This is a genomic window from Natronorubrum aibiense, from assembly GCF_009392895.1.
In the GTDB taxonomy this organism is placed as follows: domain Archaea; phylum Halobacteriota; class Halobacteria; order Halobacteriales; family Natrialbaceae; genus Natronorubrum; species Natronorubrum aibiense.
Map to the genome: position 1 here is coordinate 1,999,784 of NZ_CP045488.1, position 17,648 is coordinate 2,017,431.

Annotated in this window: 18 protein-coding genes and 1 tRNA gene; 7 read left to right on the top strand and 12 right to left on the bottom strand. The window is 62.2% G+C overall.

Features of this window, described 5'->3' with window-relative positions; all coding sequences use genetic code 11:
* Positions 1-22: 22 nt before the first annotated feature.
* On the bottom strand, positions 23-1,504 hold the full coding sequence (gene tgtA / locus GCU68_RS09790) for a tRNA guanosine(15) transglycosylase TgtA (protein WP_152941143.1): 1,482 nt from the start codon (positions 1,502-1,504) through the stop codon (positions 23-25).
* A gap of 134 nt (positions 1,505-1,638) precedes the next feature.
* Positions 1,639-2,205, bottom strand: coding sequence for an NUDIX hydrolase (locus GCU68_RS09795; protein ID WP_152941145.1), 567 nt, complete (start codon positions 2,203-2,205; stop codon positions 1,639-1,641).
* Between the two features lie 176 nt (positions 2,206-2,381).
* On the opposite strand from GCU68_RS09795, the gene GCU68_RS09800 reads away from it, so the two are divergent.
* A complete protein-coding gene (locus tag GCU68_RS09800; RefSeq protein ID WP_152941147.1) occupies positions 2,382-2,657 on the top strand; it encodes a PadR family transcriptional regulator in 276 nt (91 codons plus the stop codon).
* Between the two features lie 87 nt (positions 2,658-2,744).
* Here the strand turns inward: GCU68_RS09800 and GCU68_RS09805 are convergent, their stop codons facing one another.
* From GCU68_RS09805 to GCU68_RS09815, 3 genes are all read right to left on the bottom strand, one after another.
* The gene (locus GCU68_RS09805) at positions 2,745-4,505 is read right to left on the bottom strand and encodes a DUF4397 domain-containing protein (protein ID WP_152941149.1); all 1,761 of its coding nucleotides are present in this window, start codon (positions 4,503-4,505) and stop codon (positions 2,745-2,747) included.
* A gap of 722 nt (positions 4,506-5,227) precedes the next feature.
* Positions 5,228-5,959 carry a hypothetical protein gene (locus GCU68_RS09810; RefSeq protein ID WP_152941151.1) on the bottom strand — a complete coding sequence of 244 codons (732 nt, stop codon included), beginning with the start codon at positions 5,957-5,959 and terminating at the stop codon, positions 5,228-5,230.
* Between the two features lie 177 nt (positions 5,960-6,136).
* Complete coding sequence (locus GCU68_RS09815; protein WP_152941153.1) at positions 6,137-6,376, bottom strand: twin-arginine translocation signal domain-containing protein; 240 nt, start codon at positions 6,374-6,376, stop codon at positions 6,137-6,139.
* Positions 6,377-6,647: 271 nt separating this feature from the next.
* On the opposite strand from GCU68_RS09815, the gene GCU68_RS09820 reads away from it, so the two are divergent.
* On the top strand, positions 6,648-7,613 hold the full coding sequence (locus tag GCU68_RS09820; RefSeq protein ID WP_152941155.1) for a transcription initiation factor IIB: 966 nt from the start codon (positions 6,648-6,650) through the stop codon (positions 7,611-7,613).
* A 770-nt stretch (positions 7,614-8,383) separates the two neighbouring features.
* Here the strand turns inward: GCU68_RS09820 and GCU68_RS09825 are convergent.
* A tRNA-Pro gene (locus GCU68_RS09825) sits at positions 8,384-8,456 on the bottom strand.
* A gap of 81 nt (positions 8,457-8,537) precedes the next feature.
* Entirely contained in the window at positions 8,538-9,134 is a 597-nt protein-coding gene (gene trmY, locus GCU68_RS09830; RefSeq protein ID WP_152941157.1) for a tRNA (pseudouridine(54)-N(1))-methyltransferase TrmY, read from the bottom strand.
* A gap of 208 nt (positions 9,135-9,342) precedes the next feature.
* Between trmY and GCU68_RS21315 the strand changes: the two genes are divergently transcribed.
* Positions 9,343-9,516 (top strand): HVO_A0556 family zinc finger protein, encoded by a 174-nt coding sequence (locus GCU68_RS21315; RefSeq protein WP_168927086.1) that lies wholly within the window; start codon positions 9,343-9,345, stop codon positions 9,514-9,516.
* 147 nt (positions 9,517-9,663) lie between these two features.
* Here GCU68_RS21315 and GCU68_RS09835 read toward each other — a convergent pair whose 3' ends face one another.
* The 3 genes from GCU68_RS09835 to GCU68_RS09845 all read right to left on the bottom strand — a co-directional run bounded on the left by GCU68_RS09835 (position 9,664) and on the right by GCU68_RS09845 (position 11,527).
* A complete protein-coding gene (locus GCU68_RS09835; protein WP_152943692.1) occupies positions 9,664-9,852 on the bottom strand; it encodes a hypothetical protein in 189 nt (62 codons plus the stop codon).
* 11 nt (positions 9,853-9,863) lie between these two features.
* Entirely contained in the window at positions 9,864-10,055 is a 192-nt protein-coding gene (locus GCU68_RS09840; protein ID WP_152941159.1) for a DUF7511 domain-containing protein, read from the bottom strand.
* A 365-nt stretch (positions 10,056-10,420) separates the two neighbouring features.
* A complete protein-coding gene (locus tag GCU68_RS09845) occupies positions 10,421-11,527 on the bottom strand; it encodes a S1C family serine protease (protein WP_152941161.1) in 1,107 nt (368 codons plus the stop codon).
* A 92-nt stretch (positions 11,528-11,619) separates the two neighbouring features.
* Here GCU68_RS09845 and GCU68_RS09850 point away from each other — a divergent pair, with 92 nt between their 5' ends.
* From GCU68_RS09850 to GCU68_RS22180, 4 genes are all read left to right on the top strand, one after another.
* Positions 11,620-12,999 carry a tRNA pseudouridine(54/55) synthase Pus10 gene (locus GCU68_RS09850; RefSeq protein ID WP_152941163.1) on the top strand — a complete coding sequence of 460 codons (1,380 nt, stop codon included), beginning with the start codon at positions 11,620-11,622 and terminating at the stop codon, positions 12,997-12,999.
* 50 nt (positions 13,000-13,049) lie between these two features.
* Positions 13,050-13,742, top strand: coding sequence for a ribonuclease HII (gene rnhB, locus GCU68_RS09855; protein ID WP_152941165.1), 693 nt, complete (start codon positions 13,050-13,052; stop codon positions 13,740-13,742).
* Between the two features lie 61 nt (positions 13,743-13,803).
* On the top strand, positions 13,804-14,814 hold the full coding sequence (locus tag GCU68_RS09860; protein ID WP_152941167.1) for a sodium:calcium antiporter: 1,011 nt from the start codon (positions 13,804-13,806) through the stop codon (positions 14,812-14,814).
* Between the two features lie 84 nt (positions 14,815-14,898).
* Positions 14,899-15,018, top strand: a complete 120-nt coding sequence (locus tag GCU68_RS22180; RefSeq protein WP_449411968.1) for a DUF7563 family protein — start codon at positions 14,899-14,901, stop codon at positions 15,016-15,018.
* Positions 15,019-15,052: 34 nt separating this feature from the next.
* On the opposite strand, the gene GCU68_RS09865 is transcribed toward GCU68_RS22180, so the two are convergent.
* Both GCU68_RS09865 and secF read right to left on the bottom strand, forming a co-directional pair.
* Complete coding sequence (locus GCU68_RS09865) at positions 15,053-16,672, bottom strand: preprotein translocase subunit SecD (RefSeq protein WP_152941169.1); 1,620 nt, start codon at positions 16,670-16,672, stop codon at positions 15,053-15,055.
* Positions 16,672-17,556, bottom strand: coding sequence for a protein translocase subunit SecF (gene secF, locus GCU68_RS09870; protein ID WP_152941170.1), 885 nt, complete (start codon positions 17,554-17,556; stop codon positions 16,672-16,674). The genes GCU68_RS09865 and secF overlap by 1 nt, the downstream gene beginning before the upstream one ends.
* Positions 17,557-17,648: the final 92 nt, after the last annotated feature.

Below are 17,648 nucleotides of genomic sequence, written 5' to 3' on the forward strand. Positions count from 1 at the left end.
GCCATCTGCTACCGAGGCCTGACTACGACCGATCCGCGGTCAGATCGATCAGCTCGATGGTCGCTGGCAGCGCCTCGAGCACGCCGGTCGGCCACCCCTTGTGGGCCAGCGTGAACTCGGCGTCCGGATTCGACTCGACGAGGCGAACGATGCCGTCGGCTGCCGCCTCGAGCGCCGCGCGATCCGTTCGGTCGGGCAGTTCGGCGGTCAGCGGATAGCTCTTCGAGAGCGCTCGCGGGAACGGACCGAACGGCGGTTCGACTCGCCAGGAGTCGTCGAAGGCGTCGCTTCGGACGCGACCGCCCTCGGTGAGCAACAGCGAATCGGGGACAGAAAGCCGCTCGAGACGCTGGTGGTGGCGCACGACTTCCGGGCGGCGGGCACTCTCGTGGGAGGTGTAGAAGAACGCACCTTTCGAAACGGGATCGTCGGACTCGAGTTGGGCGGCATGGTCGAGTAGGGTTCGGTAGCCATCAAGCATCGTTGGATGTGCTCGGGCGCGCTGCTCGACGAGTTCGAGGAGATTGCCCGCACGGATCGCCTGTTTGATCCGGCGGATCTCCTCGAAGGTGACGTGAAGGTTGTGCGCCGCGAGTTCTTCCTCGCGCTCGTCGTCGGGCAACGCCCGAAGCTCGTCGGGCGAATGGCTCGTACAGACGGGACACGAGCAGGGGAGATACTCCAGATCCTCGAGGTGGCGCGTGCCTCGGACTGTGAGATAGCGGTCGTCCCGGGCGTAGAGTGCGTACGCGGCCGAATCGAACAGGTCACAGCCCATCGCCGCGGCAAGTGCGAACATCATCGGGTGGCCGGCACCGAAGAGGTGGACGGGCGCGTCGGCACCCAGCCCCCGCTTGGCCGCGGCGACGGCGTCGATCATGTCGTCGTAGCGGTAGTCGTTCATCAGGGGAACGACCGCGCCGACGGGGAAGACGTCGAGATCCGTGTTGTCGGCGTGTCGCCCCGCGGCTTCGCGGAGATCTGGATACGTCGAGCCCTGGACGGGCGCGCTGACGAGCATCTCTCCCGTGTCAATCTCGTCGGCGATCTCGAGGCGTTCCTGCGTGGTTGCCAGTTCCTCCTCGGCGCGATCGCGGGAGACATCTGGCGGCGTCGGGATGTCGACTGGCGTCGCGATATCGGAGCCGATCGCGTGTTGGAACTCGAGGATCTCCTCGGTCGTGACATCGATCTCGCCGTACTCGGAGAGCTGAAACGAGCCCGAGTCGGTCATGATCGCGCCGGGGAAATCGAGCAGTTCGTGGAGGCCGTCCTCGAGGGCCTGCTCGCGGACGTCGTCCGTGCCGTGGATGATATACGAGTTCGTGATGAGGATTTCGGCCCCGAACTCATCGGCGAGTCGCCGGGGGCTGATCGTGTCCAGATTCGGATTGATGACGGGCAACAATGCCGGTGTCTCGACGGTAACATCGGCACGGGGAACGGTGAGTTCGCCGATTCGACCGCCAACGTCGGTTGCCCGGACTTCGAAGCACTCGCGCATTGGGCGTCCGTTAGACTGTCGAACGTAAGTCAGTGCAGATTTGCGACCGGCCGCGAAGTCGACGATACTCGCCGCTAATGGACGGACGAACCGAACCGGCCTCGGTCGGGAATCCGTCCCGGCTGTGGCTGTCGCTACGGCTGGTCTTCCGTCGCTTCGAACAGCTGGTAGTACGATACTGCGAGCACGGCCCGTCCGTCCCGAATCTCGCCGTTTCGAATCGCCTCGAGCAACGTCTCGTATGCGAGTGGCGTCACGCGGATGCTCTCGTTGTGATCGAGCTGTTGGTCGGCCGTCGGCCGACAGCCGTAGGCGACGAAACAGTGTATAACGGAGTCAGCGATACCGTTTGCCGGTTCGACGGTCACCAGCGGCTCGAGGTGGTCGGCTTCGTGGCCGGTCTCTTCGGCGAGTTCGCGACGGGCGGCGGCCTCGAGATCGTCGTCGTCGGGTTCGGTGCCGCCGACGGGGAGACCCCGGTTCACACGGGAGACGGCTTGTCGCCATTCATCGATGCAGACGACGTCGCCGTCGGGGGTGAACGGCAGCACGCAGACGCTCGCTGGTTCCGAAAGGTAATCGAAGTCGGTTTCGGCGCCATCTGGTAACTGAACGGACTCGTTAACGACGTCGAAGCCCGGACAGGAGTAGGCTACCTCTCGCTCGAGGGTGTCCCAAGCGAGTGGATCCGTGGGAGACATACCGGCTCGTAGGGCATTCAGCGTCAAAAACACCGTGTCACACGACGCTGCGTTGGCCAATCGAACGAGGGCGTCCGAGTTCCGTCCTATGCGGTGCGTTCAGGTCGGCTGACCGTTCGTACCTGCTCTATAACAAAGCCACAGATCGGTGAAGGTCGTTACTCAGAGGGTGATCCATGGATCAGCTAACTGGCTTCCAACGTGACTTGCTGTACGTAATCGCAGGAAAAGACCGTCCATCAGGACAGGAGATTCTCGACGATATCAACCACTATATCGACCAGCCGGTCACGCATGGCCGGCTGTACCCGAATCTCGATACGCTCGTCGAGAAGGACCTCGTCGAGAAGGGACAGCTCGACCGACGGACGAACTACTACGCGTTGACGCCGAAAGGCAGACGCGAACTTCAGCGCCGGCAGGAGTGGGTCGATCAGTACGTCGACGTGTAACACCACTTCCCGGCCCAACTATTCGTCTTCCGATGCCTCAAAAAAGAACTACTCGAGTCGGACGACCGTCCGGGTTCCGCTCCGTGATCAGTCGTCAGCCGAGGCTGGGTCGGTACTCGAACTGTCGTTCAGTTCGTCATCGGATTCGTTCATCGAGTCCGTTTCGTTCATCGTCTCGTCATCCTCGCCCGACTCGTCATCCTCGAGACTCTCGTCCGTGGCCGTGTCGTCGTCCTCGCTGACACCCGCGTCGTCCTCACTGACATCCTCACCCGAGTCCGCGTCTTCGGTAGCTGGTTCGTCCAGTTCGTCCGTGTCGTCGACCATCATTCCGTCGACGGCAACGCGGACAGTGAACGGTCGGTCATCCGTGCTGGTGTCGTCCGTCTCGGTACCAGTGTCATCCATTCCGGAACCGGTGTCGTCCATTCCGGAATCGGTGTCGTCCATTCCGGAATCGGTGTCATCCATCTCGGAACCGGTGTCGTCCATCTCCGTATCGGTCCCGCTACTTTCGTTGTCCGTACCGGTTTCATCAGCGGTTCCGTTCTCGTCAGTCGTGGACTCGTCATCAGCCGCAGTTGCATCTCCGTCCGCGGGAGCCGCTTGCTCGAGGTAGCCGATCGCGTACGCCGTGTACGCCGTGTCCTCCTCGAGTTCGAGATCGACTGAGGCGACCGCATCGGTCTGGGCGGTCGATTCGTCACCGGTCTCGTCAGTACTGGTATCGTCTGTGTCGTCGACGCTGGTGTCGTCCGTCTCGTCAGTACTGGTATCGTCTGTGTCGTCGGCGCTGGTGTCGTCCGTCCCGTCAGTACTGGTATCGTCTGTGTTGTCGGCGCTGGTGTCGTCATCCGCAGCCGGAGCGATGTCGACAGTGTACGAACCCGGCTCGAGCGGGGCGTAGCCCGACGGCTCGCCGAACGAGACGTCCTCGAAGAGGGCTGTGCCATCATCCGCGTTGAGCACGTCGACCGTGGGCGCGTCGGGCGACGCGTGAACGACCCGAACCTGCGACGTCCCGTCTTCAACGTCGTCTGGGCTGGCGTCGACGAGGAGCAGCACATCGAACGTCCCGGCGGCATCACCGTTAGCTGTGTCGTCAGGCGTCTCCGTCGACTCGGCGTCGTCGGTCATCCCGTCCTCGTCGTATCCGTTCGTCTCGTTACCGTTGTCGTCGTACCCGTTGGATTCGTTGCCGTTGTCGTATCCGTTGGATTCGTTGCCGTTGTCGTATCCGTTGGATTCGTTGCCGTTGTCGTATCCGTTGGATCCGTTGCCGTTATCGTATCCGTTGGATCCGTTGCCGTTATCGTGCCCTTTTACCTTCTCGTCGCTACTGTTATCGTCGTACCCGCCGCCGTCGTCATACCCGTTGGATCCGTTGCCGTTACCGCTCTCGTACTCGTTACCGTTACCGTTTCCATAACCGTTCGACACGTCGTCTCCGAGATCATCTTCACCGTTGGCCTCGAGTTCGCCGATCGCGGCGGCTGTGTAATACTCGGCGTCGACGGTTACCGTGTCTTCGTAGGCGACGGTTTCCGGGTCGCCAGCGGCTGTAATCGTCAGTGTGTACGTTCCCGGCGCGATCTCGAGATACGGCGTCAGCTCGTCGTATGCGACGTCTGTGAGCAGTTGCTGATCGTCGACGTAGACGTCGACGTTCGGGGCATCCGGCGAGAAGTGGCCGACGCGAAGCGCACCCGTGTCCTCTCCGTCCGGGCTCTCCTCGGGATCCCGCTGGTCGTCTTCGTGCTCACTGACGGCTAATGCCGAGCCGGTGAGTGTCGATCCGGCACCGATAACACCAATCGCCTTGATTGTTGAGCGTCGTGATAGCGTCATGCTACGAACCGAACGGGGAGCCAAACACCGAAAAACAGCACAGTCAGTTCCCCTGATTGTCCTCTCGTTTACTCGAGCCGTCGGTGTGTAGAACGCCCATAACGAATCGTAACGGCATCCTACAACCGCGTATGGTCATCGAACAGCCGCGCTGTTTATATGCGGAACAGGCGCAATACCACGGCCTTCAGGCCGTGGATACACGCCGTCACTCGATGATGCCACCCACTGACAGAAGCATAGCCCGAGTTTCCAATCCTAACGTTCAAATCACAAGAAATCCTACATTATGGCAAGGTCAGGTCGGAACAGAGCGGATTCCGAACGACCTTCGGAGGTCGTTCGAGAGAGCGTCGCTCTCTCGTGATGACGAAAATCTTTAATTTTCGAACCACGGTCAACCCGCCAATCCAATGAGACAGTATCCGAAACGCCAACGCGGTGAACGCGAATCCTTGAAGGATTCGGCTCGTGCCCGTCGGTTGAGCAAGCCCGATGATACCTCCGAGTCCGTCGACGCGTCAGCGACCCCCTGCTGGCAAAAACAACAGATGGGTGTCAACGATGCTGAGGATAGGAGTAACGGCCACTTGGCATGGCCAGACAGCCACCGACCACGACGACTGGGTTAGACGCGAACTCCCGAAAAGTGGCGGAGTCATGGTTGTAAACCTGAAACTCCCACCGCTCGGGATTCCTGCGTCTTCAGGCGCAGGAGGATGTCAAGTACGCTCGTCGAATGCGACGTGGGAGAGATCCGCCTCGAGGTCGTCGACGTGCTCGTTGAACGCGTCGACGAACGCAGTCACGTCGCTGGCGAATCGGCGCACGTCGGTCGCCGATGGAGGACTGTACTGTGAGAGTAGATAGACGCCATCGGAGCCGCCGACCCGTAGATAGGCGGCAACGTCACCGTCCCACTTGAGCTCCCACCGAGTTCCTGACACTGTCGTCGCGTAGGTTCCGTACTCGCCTTCGAACCGGTGGAGTTCACTCGCCATCGCGTCCCCGACGTCACGGATCCGGTCGACGATCCGATCGCGTTCGGCGACCAGTTCGGCCGTCGACTCGACGGCGGGGAACTCGTCGGGAACGTCCTCGAGGAGTCCGGCAGCGGATCGGGCGTACTCGTTGTAGGCCGCGACGAACGCTTCGTAGTCGGCCATCGCCGTCTCGAGGGCCTCTGGCTCCGGCGGCTGTTTGCTCGAGACGACGTAGACCTCCGAGCCCGAGTTCGGGTCGTAGCGCAGATACTGGACGTCGCCAGCTTCGTACTTGAGCGTCCAGGTGCCGGTGTCGGTCTCGAACGTCTCCTGACCGTAGTCCCCGCCCTCGAAGACCGCGAGTTCCCGTGCAATGGTTCCCGCGTGCGTTCGCACACGAGCTGCGAGTTCGTTCCGTCGTTCGGCCACGTCACCCATCTCGTCGACTGTCGCGTCCAGTCCCTCGGTCATTGGTCGCGAGAGGGGCCGGGGGCCGGTAACAGTTGTGCTCGAGGAGTCAGCCGTGAACAGGACGATTGCGCCACGCGACATCCGACTGCGGTCGCACGTGTCGCTGCCGACACATCTCGCGGCTCGAAGGCGGAGCCGTGTCCACTCTCGTCGGCGCGTTAGACGGTGCGCTGTCGCTCAAGCGAGAGTCGCCTCCTCGTCGTCGGTATCTTCCTCCGATTCGAGGCCATCGTCTTCGTCCCGTTCCTGCCCGTTTCCGGTTCCCTCTTCGGCGGCAGGTTCGTCGTCATCCTCTTCTTCGGGACCGGCCGGTGGGTCCTCCTCACCCGGACCGCCACAGCCGGCGAGCAGGGCCGTCGACGCTGCAACACCTGTCGTCTGGAGTAGCCGCCGTCGTGTCTGGTGCGCTCGAGCCATATCACTACGCTTCGGTCCGATGCCGATAAGCCGAACGCCGACACTCGCGTGGTCAGTTCCGGTTGCTGCTACTCGTAGTGACAGTCAGCTCCGACGGACTGTTCGAGGGGGTTTTCGGCCGATCGGACGCACTCTATTGGCTCCTTAAATAGAACTAGCGCCGGTCTAACGGACTGTGAGAAGTTATCGACCCTCGATCCAGCGACGGATCCGTGCCACTGGGATCGCTCACAGTATTTAACCCTCTCCGGCGACTGCGTTTACATAACCGATGAAACGCCCGACTCGCCAGAAAGCGCGTGACGATCAGACAAAGCACGAAACAACTGAGGAGGAGGGCGTTCGGTCCTGTCCCGAGTGCGACTCGAGTTCACTCGTCCGAAGTTCCGACGAGAGCGAGGTCAGTTGTGAAGACTGCGGGCTGATCCTCGAGGAAGAGACCATCGACCGCGGGCCGGAGTGGCGGGCGTTCAACCACTCGGAACGCAACAGCAAGTCCCGCGTCGGCGCGCCGACAACCCAGACGATGCACGACAAGGGGTTGACGACGACGATCGACTGGAAGAACAAAGACGCCTACGGGCGTTCTCTGTCCTCGGATAAGCGAAACCAGATGAACCGGCTGCGCAAGTGGCAAGAACGCATCCGAACGAAAGACGCCGGCGAGCGAAACCTTCAGTTCGCCCTCTCCGAGACCGACCGGATGGCCTCCGCGCTCGGCGTCCCGCGCTCAGTGCGCGAGGTCGCCAGCGTCCTCTACCGGCGCGCGCTCAGCGAAGACCTCATTCGCGGGCGCTCGATCGAGGGCGTCGCCACGAGCACACTCTATGCCGCCTGTCGTATGGAGGGAATCCCACGCTCGCTCGACGAAGTCTCGGCCGTCTCACGCGTCGAGCGCATGGAGATCGGCCGCACGTATCGGTATATCTCACAGGAGCTGAGCCTCGAGATGGAGCCCGTCGATCCGAAAAAGTACGTCCCGCGGTTCTGTTCCGAACTCGACCTCTCCGAGGAAGTGCAGGCGAAAGCCAACGAGATCATCGACACCACGGCCGAACAGGGGATGCTCTCGGGCAAGTCACCCACCGGCTACGCCGCGGCCGCGATCTACGCGAGCGCACTGCTCTGTAACGAGAAAAAGACCCAGCGCGAGGTCGCCGACGTCGCACAGGTGACCGAGGTCACGATCCGCAATCGGTACCAAGAGCAGATCGACGCGATGGGGATCTATAGTTAGAGACTCGAGTGCAACTGACGTGTGAGTCGTTGCAGGTACTGAACACGGTTTTTTGGCGTGGTCTCAGTTGACAGTGAGTGTTCGGCTTGAGCATCCGTCAGCAGTCATGTCGTTACTATCTGATCCAGATTCGTCCGCTCGTCCACACGACACTCTAATGCCTCGTTTCTCGACTTACTGACCGGCCCAGAACACAGCGGGCTGTTGGCTTATTGGGAACGGCTGGGCTCGAGTGGGTGGATGACTCGAGTCATGCACATGTTGTCCTCAACCCCGTGTGCAGATTCAGGAAACTGGTTTCGTCAGCGTGCAATCCAGAGTGGACCACCCAAAATCGGCGGACCAGAAACCAGATGACGACCAACCGTAGTAGTCGGTGAGAACATCTATCGCCCCGTACGCTACCGCCAAGACCATAGCTGAACAAATCGCGAGTAAGATCAATCCAAGAGATGTGATATACACTAGGGTTTCAGAGTCCATGATAATCGATCAGAGACGATTTGATAAAAACATGGTAATAATCCATCTCTGAAACAGCCTCTGTTTTGTGCACTTCAACTGGAGTTCTGCGAGCGGAGCAGAATGTTCGTTCTCCAACTCTCAAAAGCGCTCGAGAGTGGCCGGCGCAGATTCGAACTCGCCGAGCCGTGCTCACTACGTTGTGCGCGTCTCGTCTGCTCGAATCTGCGCGCTGTCATCGACTCCCGCACTTCGGATGCCTCGCGCCGCAGCCGCGCCGCTCGGCGGTTTGAAGTGCGGGAGTAGTATGGGCCGGCGCAGATTCGAACTGCGGTTACGGCCACCCGAAGGCCGAAGGATACCAAGCTACCCCACCGGCCCGCAGTTGTATTGTGAGCGTCCGATTGTTTAACGCTTCCGGAAACGCGCAATTGGGGCGCTGGATAGCGATTTGCACACCGCTCAAAACTGCTCGTAGCCGTCCGTATCCAGATAGTGGTGGGCGACCGTGATCGCCTGATCGGCGTGTAACAGCTCCGGTCCGAGTCTGACCCGCTGGTCGACGGCCGCCTCGAGCACTGCCGCTTCCTCGGGCGTGAAATCGTGGTGGTCCGAGAGCACGAACACGGGATTCTCGAGCCCATCGACGTCCACCACGGCGTCACCATCCTCGTGGAGTTGGACGACGGTCCCGTCGTCGTCGAGTTCTTCGAGGGTGGCCTCGAAGCCACGTCGATAGAGTTCGACGCCGGGGCTCGGCTCGGCGGGGAGCGCGCCGATGGCGTCCTCGCGGTGCTCTAAGGCCTTGCGCACGAGCGCGGCGGTGCTTCGTTCGTCGGGGTTGAGTCGCCGCAACTCGCTGCCGTCGAAGGTGATCGTGAGTTCGTCCTGCACGACGAGGTGTGTACGGACGTCCTCTCGGATGCCGTGGGAAGTGACAAAGGAGGCTGTGATCGACCGACAGAGTGCGTCGAGGCGTCCGGCCCCGCCAGCGAGGTCGTCGAGCGAGAAGTCGGGCGTCGTCGGCACGTCGTGAGCGATGAGTACAAACTGGCGCATACCGGAGGGAGGACAACCGACGGGATAGCCGCCACGGTTTCTCGAGGCACTCTACGCATACTGTGTAGTGTAGACATACCATAGAATTTCGTCGGGAGCGCGGTCAGCGCTGGCGACAGTGAGAGAGCGGCCGTGCTCGCAGGCGAGCTCACAGAGGTTGCATAGGCATGGCCAACTGTTTCCCGTCGATCCGGTATGGCATACCTACATGGCGAAATCACAGTCGTCTCAGGCGGGCAGCGACGAGCCGCGATTACTCACCCTGCTCGCGGGACGCTCCTGTCCGTACTGCGACGAGGGCGAACTCGAGCGGGATGTCTACAAGGACAATCAGGCGGTGGTCTGTGACAGCTGCGAGACGCCGCAAGCACAGCTGTGGTAACTCGAGGACTGCTCGAGACGAGTTTTCGATCCGTTGGCTGGACGTAACACGCACCTAGGACAGTCGTTCGGAGCGGAGTATTTTTGAGATCGCTTCGCGTGGCGCTGCCTGCTGTGCTGGCCGAACCGAGTACGAACACAGTATCGGTCACTGTGTGCGCGACCCGGTGTAATCATGGCCGATCACGAGGGCGACCACGTGGACGGCAAGAAGAGCGAGAAAGAGCGACAGCGAGCCAGTCGAGTCGATGCCGGAGAAAAAGACTGGGAAGTACGCGAGCGGCAGAAGGGTGCCGAGCCAGAACCCAGCGGCGGTGACGGAGTTTCCCAGGTGCATCGTCATAGACACTAGCGCATCGACTCGAGCGAGACGAACGCCCCATCGTGGGCGGTGATCCAGTGAGTCATCAGCTCCTCCTCGGTTGCCTCGCGCGGGAAGAGCGCACACTCGTCGGGTGCGTTCTCGTTCTCGATGGTCGCGTGATCGAGTTCGATCGCCGGCTCGTCAGTGCGGGGGTAGCTGTCGGCGTCAGTGTTCATTTGTGTCAGGCGATGGGTAATCGCTCCGATTGGTACTACCAGCAACGCTCCTATTGTTATCGAGCGTATAATCCGTTGAACAGTGACGATAGCGTCCGATTCCGACTCAGTTCAGATCGTTCATTCAGGGAAACGAGAACGAAACTGACGATAACATGTACGGTGGGGCTACGATCGACGCTCGAGCGAGATTCGCATAACTGGTCGGTGTACGTGACGTTTTCTGGCACCACGGGCGAATCGATGACTGATTACTGCGCGTGAACTGATTCGAATCGTCTCCCTACTCGGGGTCGATCGATGGACGACGTGTCATTTCGTGGGTGATCCAGGATCCAGCGGGCGGACGAACGACGGCGGCCGAGCTACTCGAGCGGGGGACGAGTGCCAAGCGTCAGCGAGACCGTCGTTTCGCTCCCGCGTCGCCAGAGATCAATCTCGATTGTGTCGCCCGGACTGGTCTCGAGATCGAGATACGTCGAGAGGGCGTGGCGGTCGGGGATCGGTTCGCCGTCGATCGCGAAGATGACGTCGCCACCGGTGGGGACCGGTGTTCCGGGCTGTGGCGGTGTCGCCGCTTCGAGGACGCCGTCGGCGGCTTCGCCGTCGGCGATGTGCGTGACGATGACGCCCATCGCCTCCGGTAGGTGGTTCGCCTCGGCGATGTGACGATCGACAGTCATGAGGCCGATCCCCATGAACGGATGGTCGTACGCGCCGCGCTCGATGAGTTCGGGGACGACGCGACGGGTGATCGCCGCCGAGATCGCAAACCCGATACTGTTCCCGCCGCCGGCGTTGATGACGCCGACGACGTCGCCGTCCATGTCGACGAGCGGGCCGCCGCTGTTGCCGGGGTTGACGGCGGCGTCGGTCTGAACGACGTTCGAGAACGAGTACTCTCGATTCGGCGGGTTGATGGTTCGGTCGACGCCGCTGACGATGCCTTTCGTCATCGAGCCCTCGAGCCCGTAGGGATTGCCGATCGCGAGCACCTCCTGGCCGACGACGGGCCACTCGTCGGTCAGCGACAGCGGAGTCGCCGTCTCGGGGATGTGATCGACCTCGAGGACGGCGAGGTCGCTGTAGCGGTCGGTGCCGCGCAACCGGGTTCCCGTCCAGTCGCCGTTGATGTACTGAAGATCGATCGCATCGCCGTCGGCGACGACGTGGTCGTTCGTCACGACGTGGGAGTCATCGATGAGAAAGCCCGAGCCCTGGCCACGACCTTGCTCGCCGGTCGCCGGATCACCGATACCGGCGACCCGGACCTGCGTGACCGAGTCGATGACAGCTTGATAGATGTCTGTATAAACCGAGCCGTCGGCGACGTTGTCCCGGTCGATCGAGGCAGAGGAACTCCCTTCCATCGTGGTATCGACTCGGGGTTCCGAACAGCCGGCGATGGCGCCGACGAGGCCGCTGCCGGCGAGGCCGAGAAACCCACGCCGGTCCAGTCGAGAGTCGTTCATGTCCTGTGATAGGACCCACACCATTTGAACGTCCGGATAGCCGGCCCGGCCGAAGGGAAAACGTGTTACCCGCGGCCGTCCGATTCTCGCCTATGATTACGGAAGACGCCCGCGCGTTACTCGAGACGGGTGCGGTCTGTGACTCCTGTCTCGGCCGCCCCTTCGCCGAGCGGAGTTTTGGACTCACCAACGCCGAACGCGGTCGGGCGCTACGGACGACGGTCGCGATGGCCGACGACGACGACTTCGATCCCGTCGACCCCGAGAAGTGCTGGGTCTGTGAGGGGTACTGTGGCACCTTCGACGCGATCGCCGAAACGATCGTCGACGCGCTGGCGGACGTCGACTTCGCCACCTATCAGGTCGGCACCCGTGTGCCGCCGCTGGTCGAAGAAAACGAACGCCTCCTTCGGGAGGATGCCGGCCTCGAGCCGGACGTCGGCGAACTCCTCAAACAGGAGTGCAACCGCGAGGTCGGCCGCCGCGTCGGCGCGAAGACGGGAACCGACGTCGACTTCGACCGCCCGGACGTGCTCGCGGTCGTCGACCTCGAGGCCTTCGACCCGCTCGAGGCGATCGAATCCGACGCCGTGACGAGCCATGCCGTCGACGTGCAGGTCAACCCCGCGTTCGTCTACGGCCGCTATCGCAAACTCGAGCGCGACATTCCCCAGACGGAGTGGCCGTGTCGAGAGTGCGGCGGGAGCGGCGTCCAACTGGGCGACGACGGCGAAGAGCCCTGTGACTACTGCGGTGGCTCGGGCTACATGTACGATACGAGCGTCGAACAGGTCGTCCGTCCCCACGTCGTCGACGCCATGCAGGGCGAGGAGGGCACCTTCCACGGCGCGGGTCGCGAGGACGTCGACGCTCTGATGCTCGAGGAGGGGCGACCGTTCGTCCTCGAGGTCAAGCGGCCGAAAACGCGTGATCCCGACCCTGAGGCGCTCGAACGGGAAATCAACGCGGCCGCCGAGGGTGCAGTCGAAGTCGAGGGGCTGCGGCTGGCGACCTACGAGATGGTCGAGCGCGTCAAAGAACACGACGCGAGCAAGCAGTATCGCGCCGACGTCGAGTTTGCCGAGCCAGTCGACGAGGCCGACTTCGAGGCGGCACTCGAAGACCTCACGGGGACGACCGTCGAGCAGGACACGCCACAGCGCGTCGACCACCGACGCGCCTCGCTCACGCGCGAACGAACCGTCTACGACATCGACGGCGAACTCCTCGAGCCGACGCGGGCCGAGGTCCGGGTCCACGGCGAGGGTGGCCTCTACATCAAAGAACTCATCAGTAGCGACGACGGCCGCACGGTCCCGAGTCTGGCCGGCTTGCTCGAGACCGACGCCGAGGTGACGGCGCTCGACGTGATCGGCGTCGAAGGCGAGGACGAACCGTTCGAACTCGAGGCGTACTTCCGGGACGAACCGCGAGCCGACGATTCGGACGATACTGCGGAAGCCGCCGACTGAGCGGGCGACGAGTCACAACGACTTTTATCGCCGCCGCTGAGCCATCTCGTATGCCATTCGGCGTCGATGAGGCGGGGAAGGGACCAGCGCTCGGATCGATGTTCGCCGCAGCCGTCTATCTCGAGGATCGAGCAGCGCTCCCCGACGGCATCGCGGACTCCAAACGGCTCACCCCGACACGGCGTGAGGAACTAGCGACACAGCTCCGTGCGGACGATCGCATCGCCGTCGGCGTCGCCGAGATCACGACCGCACAGATCGACGAACCGACGACGGATATGAACTCGCTTGCCGTCACGGCCCACGCCGAGGCGATCGCTGACGTGCTCGCAGACCTCGAGTCCGACGCCCTCGAGGGCGATTCGATTTCGGGACTCTGTGACGCCTGTGACACCGACGCCGACCGGTTCGCTCGTCGCGTGGCCGACACCTATGCGACCACGTCCACGTTCGAGACGTCGATCGAGTTCGAAATCGACGCCCGCCACGGGGCCGACGACGACTCGAAACTCGTCGGCGCAGCCAGCATCGTCGCCAAAGTCGAACGCGACGCCCACATGGCTGCTATCGCCGACGAGTATGGCCCGGTCGGCAGCGGCTACCCCAGCGATCCGACGACCCGGGCGTTCCTCGAGTCCTACGCCGACGAGCACGGCGACCTGCCGCCGTTTGCCCGCGAGTCGTGGTCGACCTGCGAGACCGTGCTCGCCGAGGCCCAGCAGACGGGGCTCGGACAGTTCTGATACGAGTGCCGTCCCGTCGCTTGCGACTGTTTTATAGGCACACTCGACACACGACTGATACATGCTCGACGTGATCGGACTGCTCGGACTCGCCGTGATTGCGACGGCCGTCGTCTGGAAGGGAAGCACGTGGCTCGAGGATTCGGCCAACCGACTTGCCGCGGGCTACGGCGTTCCGGCGGTCGTTCAGGGTGCAATCATCGCCGCTGCAGGCTCGAGTATGCCGGAACTGGTCAGCGTGCTCCTCGCAACGTTGCTGCACGGCGAGTTCGAACTCGGCGTCGGGGCGATCGTCGGCTCCGCCGTATTCAACCTGCTCGTCATCCCGGCCGCGGCAGTGCTCGCGGGCGACGGGCGAATGTCGACGGGCCGCGATCTGGTCTACAAGGAGGCGCTATTCTACATGCTCGCGGTCGCTGCCTTGCTGTTGACGTTCTCCTTGGCAGTGATCTACAACCCGCTCGCGGGGGCTGGCCTGCAAGGAGCCGTCACCCGCCCGCTCGCGCTGTTTCCGCTGTTGCTGTACGGGCTGTACGTTTTTACCCAGTATCTCGATACGACCGAACACGAAGGAAGCGCTGACGACACGGTCGACCTCGTCTCCGCGTGGCTCTGGTTCGGCCTCGGGCTCGTAGTCATCATCGTCGGCGTCGAAGGCCTCGTTCGGTCCGCGATCGGGCTCGGCGAGGCATTCGGCACACCAGCGTTCCTCTGGGGAATGATCGTCGTCGCCGCCGGCTCGAGCGTCCCGGATGCGTTCGTCAGTATCGCCGCGGCTCGGTCGGGCCGGCCGTCGGTGAGTCTGGCGAACGTGTTGGGGAGCAACGTCTTCGACCTGCTCGTCGCCGTGCCGGTCGGGGTATTGGTCGCCGGTACGCTGGCGATCACGTTCGAACACATCGTCCCGATGATGGGGTTTCTGATCCTCGCGACGATCGTCTTCTTTACCGTCGTTAGAACGAACATGTTGCTCTCGCGGCAGGAAGCGTGGCTGTTGCTCGTCCTGTACAGCCTGTTCGTCCTCTGGCTCGTCGTAGAGAGCATCGGTGTGACGAACGTCGTTCCGACCTGAACGTCGTCTCTGCCCTGTTTCCGGGAGGTTGCAGTGGCAGGCAGACCGATTTTATCCCTTTCACCGGTTTTTCCGCCGATTATCATGCCTGTCTGTACGAACTGCGACAGTCCCGTCTCTCTCGACTTCGCGCGTGTATACGGTGGTGATGGCAGTGTCGACTGGTGCCCGCGCTGTCGAGACGGGCGCCACCACGACGAATAACGAGCAAAACGACGATCAGAGCAGCTGAACGGCGCTACTTGTCGGTCAACAGCCGCTGGAGGATGTCCCCGTAGGCCGGTCGGGTGATGAGCACGCCGACCAGGACGCCCAGGATGGTGATGATGGCGAAGCCGCGCAGATCACCGAGGCTCAACACGGCCAGCGGCGACATCGCGACGATCGTCGTCGCGGCGGCCGCGCCGATGACCCAGAATGCCTTGCGGAAGCGGGATTCGAACACCCGCTGTGAGCTGACGTCACCGTCGTCCATCACCTCGTCGGCGATGATGATGAGGTCGTCCACCCCCGTCCCGACGACCGCGATGAACCCGGCGACGTGTGAGAGATCCAGCGGCATGCGTATCAGCGCCGCAAAGCCGAGCAGGATTACCACCTCCGCCATCGCGGTGACGATCATCGGTGTCGCGACCCTGACGTCGCTGTAGCGCAGGAAAACCACTCCACTAACCGTCACAACTGACAGCGCACCGATCAGCAGCGAGTAGAGCTTGAACTGATCCGCGAGCGCCGGCGACAGCGAGAGCGTCTGCTCTTGCTCGAGGTCGAGCGGTGCCGGGAGGGCCCCGGCCTGCAGGTTCACCGAGAGCGCTGCCCCTTGCTGTTGGGTCTGTGCGCCCATAACGAAACTCGGGTCGTTCGCCCAGCTTCCGTCGGCCATATTGCTGGCCAACGTCGGACCCATACTGTGGGCGTCGACGACCTCGCCGTCGACGACGGTGAGCAGACAGTACTGTTCGTTTTCGTGGTCAAAATTGATCGTCTCACCATCACCGCGGAGCGAACACTGTCCAACGCCCTCGCCGGTAAAGCCGAGGTCGTTCATTCGGTTCTGGTAGTCTTCTGCGGCGTTACTATCGACCTGCACCGGCACTTCGTATCCCGAACCGCGCTCCGACGGACTCGGCGGATCGACCGTTGCGATGTCGTCGCCCGTCAGTACCGTCTCGTTGGTCTGCGTGCCGTTCTCGTCCGGATAGTAGGCGACCACTTCGACGATCCCGCGCTCCGCGAGCAGTTCGCGGAGTTCGTCGGGGTCCATATCCGGCACTTCCGTGACGATGTAGTATTCGCCGCCGAATCTGGCCGACTCGTAGGCGTCACCGCCGGAGAGACCGGCCGCGTTGATTTTCGAGTTGATCGTCTGGATGATCTGCGACCGCGTCTCCGCGGTCACGCCGTCGCGGATATCGTCGTCAGGATCGACCTCGACGCCTGCTTCCGCGAGCGCCGCGGCAAACTCATCTTCGGACACCTCGTCGGTGAATATCTCGGCGTGGACGTTGCCTTCATCGTCGACGCTGACGCGAGCGTTGCCCGTCTCGAGACCGAGTTCCTCGTACAGCGTCTGTTCGATTTCGTTGAGCTGCTGTTGATCGACGCTTCCGTCTTCCTCGTTGACCGCGCCGGCGTCGATGTTCTCAGCGGTCATTCCGACGACGGGGGCGCTAATCCGCGTCCCGCCGTCGAGGCCGAGTCCGTACTCCAAATTGGTCGGATTGTCGTTCTGGCCCTCGACGTAACTGTCGTCGGCCATGATGCCACCGGGGACGAACAGGGCGACGAGTGCGCCAGCGACGAAGACCACCAGCAGGAGGATCCGCCAGTGCCCTTTGACGAAACTGATCGGTCCCATTACGATCGCACCCCGTGGAACTTGTACCAGCGAAGTAAGCTGAGATTGAGCATGTACGTGTTCATCAGGTCGGCCGCGAGACCGACGAAGAGGATGATTCCGATCGATGACAGCAGTTCGACACCGAACAGCCACGCGGCGACGCCCATCACGAGCATCGCTGCCATCGACGTCACCGTCATCGTAACACCGGTTTCCATCGCGCGGTTGGTACTCTCGTAGAAGTCACCGCTCCGGCGTAAGATATGGTTGTTCAACAGGATGTCCGAGTCGACCGAGTAGCCGATTAACATCAGCAAGGCGGCCACCGTTCCAAGCGAGAGCGAGATCCCGGCGATTGTCATGAACGCGAGCGGGATCACGAGGTCCGAAAACGCCGAGATGACGATCGCGATCGACGGGACGAACGTCCGAAAGAACAGGAACGTGAGTACGCTCATGCCGAGAAACGCGGCGGCGAGTCCTAACAGCGCGGTCCGTTGGGTCTCGCTACCGAAACTTTCCGAGATCGTCGACTCGAGCTGGACGATATCGGCGTCACCGTCCTGTGCTAGGTTCTGTTCGGCCTGGTCGCGCAGCGCCGAGCTATCGGTCGAGCTGAACTGGACGACGTACTGATTCTCCGTATCGGGTGCGGCAACCGCCTGAATCGACTCCGGTTCCTCGTCGAAGGCGTTCGCGATCTCCGCCTCCGAGGAGGTCGTCTGGACGGTCAGTTCCGATCCGCCGGAGAAGTCCATCCCCAACTGGACTGGCGTCCCCGTCGCGAGAAACGAGCCAGTGAGGACGAGCAATGCAACCGCGAGAACGGCAAGCGGCACCGCCGCGAGTTGGCGGTTACTGTACCGGGTATAATTGATCTCCGGTACGTCGAAATACCCCATGTATCGGACCACTGGACGGGGGCCGAAGTAAGCCTTCTCAATTTCTACAGCATGTTTCGGCCGGAATGTTACTGAAACGACGGTGCGCTAAA

Excerpts from the sequence above, each read along its gene's own strand:
- GCU68_RS09800 (WP_152941147.1), top strand. The coding sequence starts at position 2,382 with ATGGATCAGCTAACTGGCTTCCAACGTGACTTGCTGTACGTAATCGCA.
- GCU68_RS09845 (WP_152941161.1), bottom strand. The coding sequence starts at position 11,527 with ATGAACGACTCTCGACTGGACCGGCGTGGGTTTCTCGGCCTCGCCGGC.
- GCU68_RS09865 (WP_152941169.1), bottom strand. The coding sequence starts at position 16,672 with ATGGGACCGATCAGTTTCGTCAAAGGGCACTGGCGGATCCTCCTGCTG.
- GCU68_RS09860 (WP_152941167.1), top strand. The coding sequence starts at position 13,804 with ATGCTCGACGTGATCGGACTGCTCGGACTCGCCGTGATTGCGACGGCC.
- GCU68_RS09815 (WP_152941153.1), bottom strand. The coding sequence starts at position 6,376 with ATGGCTCGAGCGCACCAGACACGACGGCGGCTACTCCAGACGACAGGT.
- GCU68_RS21315 (WP_168927086.1), top strand. The coding sequence starts at position 9,343 with ATGGCGAAATCACAGTCGTCTCAGGCGGGCAGCGACGAGCCGCGATTA.
- GCU68_RS09850 (WP_152941163.1), top strand. The coding sequence starts at position 11,620 with ATGATTACGGAAGACGCCCGCGCGTTACTCGAGACGGGTGCGGTCTGT.
- GCU68_RS09835 (WP_152943692.1), bottom strand. The coding sequence starts at position 9,852 with ATGCACCTGGGAAACTCCGTCACCGCCGCTGGGTTCTGGCTCGGCACC.
- GCU68_RS09810 (WP_152941151.1), bottom strand. The coding sequence starts at position 5,959 with ATGACCGAGGGACTGGACGCGACAGTCGACGAGATGGGTGACGTGGCC.
- rnhB (WP_152941165.1), top strand. The coding sequence starts at position 13,050 with ATGCCATTCGGCGTCGATGAGGCGGGGAAGGGACCAGCGCTCGGATCG.
- GCU68_RS09795 (WP_152941145.1), bottom strand. The coding sequence starts at position 2,205 with ATGTCTCCCACGGATCCACTCGCTTGGGACACCCTCGAGCGAGAGGTA.
- GCU68_RS09820 (WP_152941155.1), top strand. The coding sequence starts at position 6,648 with ATGAAACGCCCGACTCGCCAGAAAGCGCGTGACGATCAGACAAAGCAC.
- secF (WP_152941170.1), bottom strand. The coding sequence starts at position 17,556 with ATGGGGTATTTCGACGTACCGGAGATCAATTATACCCGGTACAGTAAC.
- tgtA (WP_152941143.1), bottom strand. The coding sequence starts at position 1,504 with ATGCGCGAGTGCTTCGAAGTCCGGGCAACCGACGTTGGCGGTCGAATC.
- GCU68_RS09840 (WP_152941159.1), bottom strand. The coding sequence starts at position 10,055 with ATGAACACTGACGCCGACAGCTACCCCCGCACTGACGAGCCGGCGATC.
- GCU68_RS22180 (WP_449411968.1), top strand. The coding sequence starts at position 14,899 with ATGCCTGTCTGTACGAACTGCGACAGTCCCGTCTCTCTCGACTTCGCG.
- trmY (WP_152941157.1), bottom strand. The coding sequence starts at position 9,134 with ATGCGCCAGTTTGTACTCATCGCTCACGACGTGCCGACGACGCCCGAC.
- GCU68_RS09805 (WP_152941149.1), bottom strand. The coding sequence starts at position 4,505 with ATGACGCTATCACGACGCTCAACAATCAAGGCGATTGGTGTTATCGGT.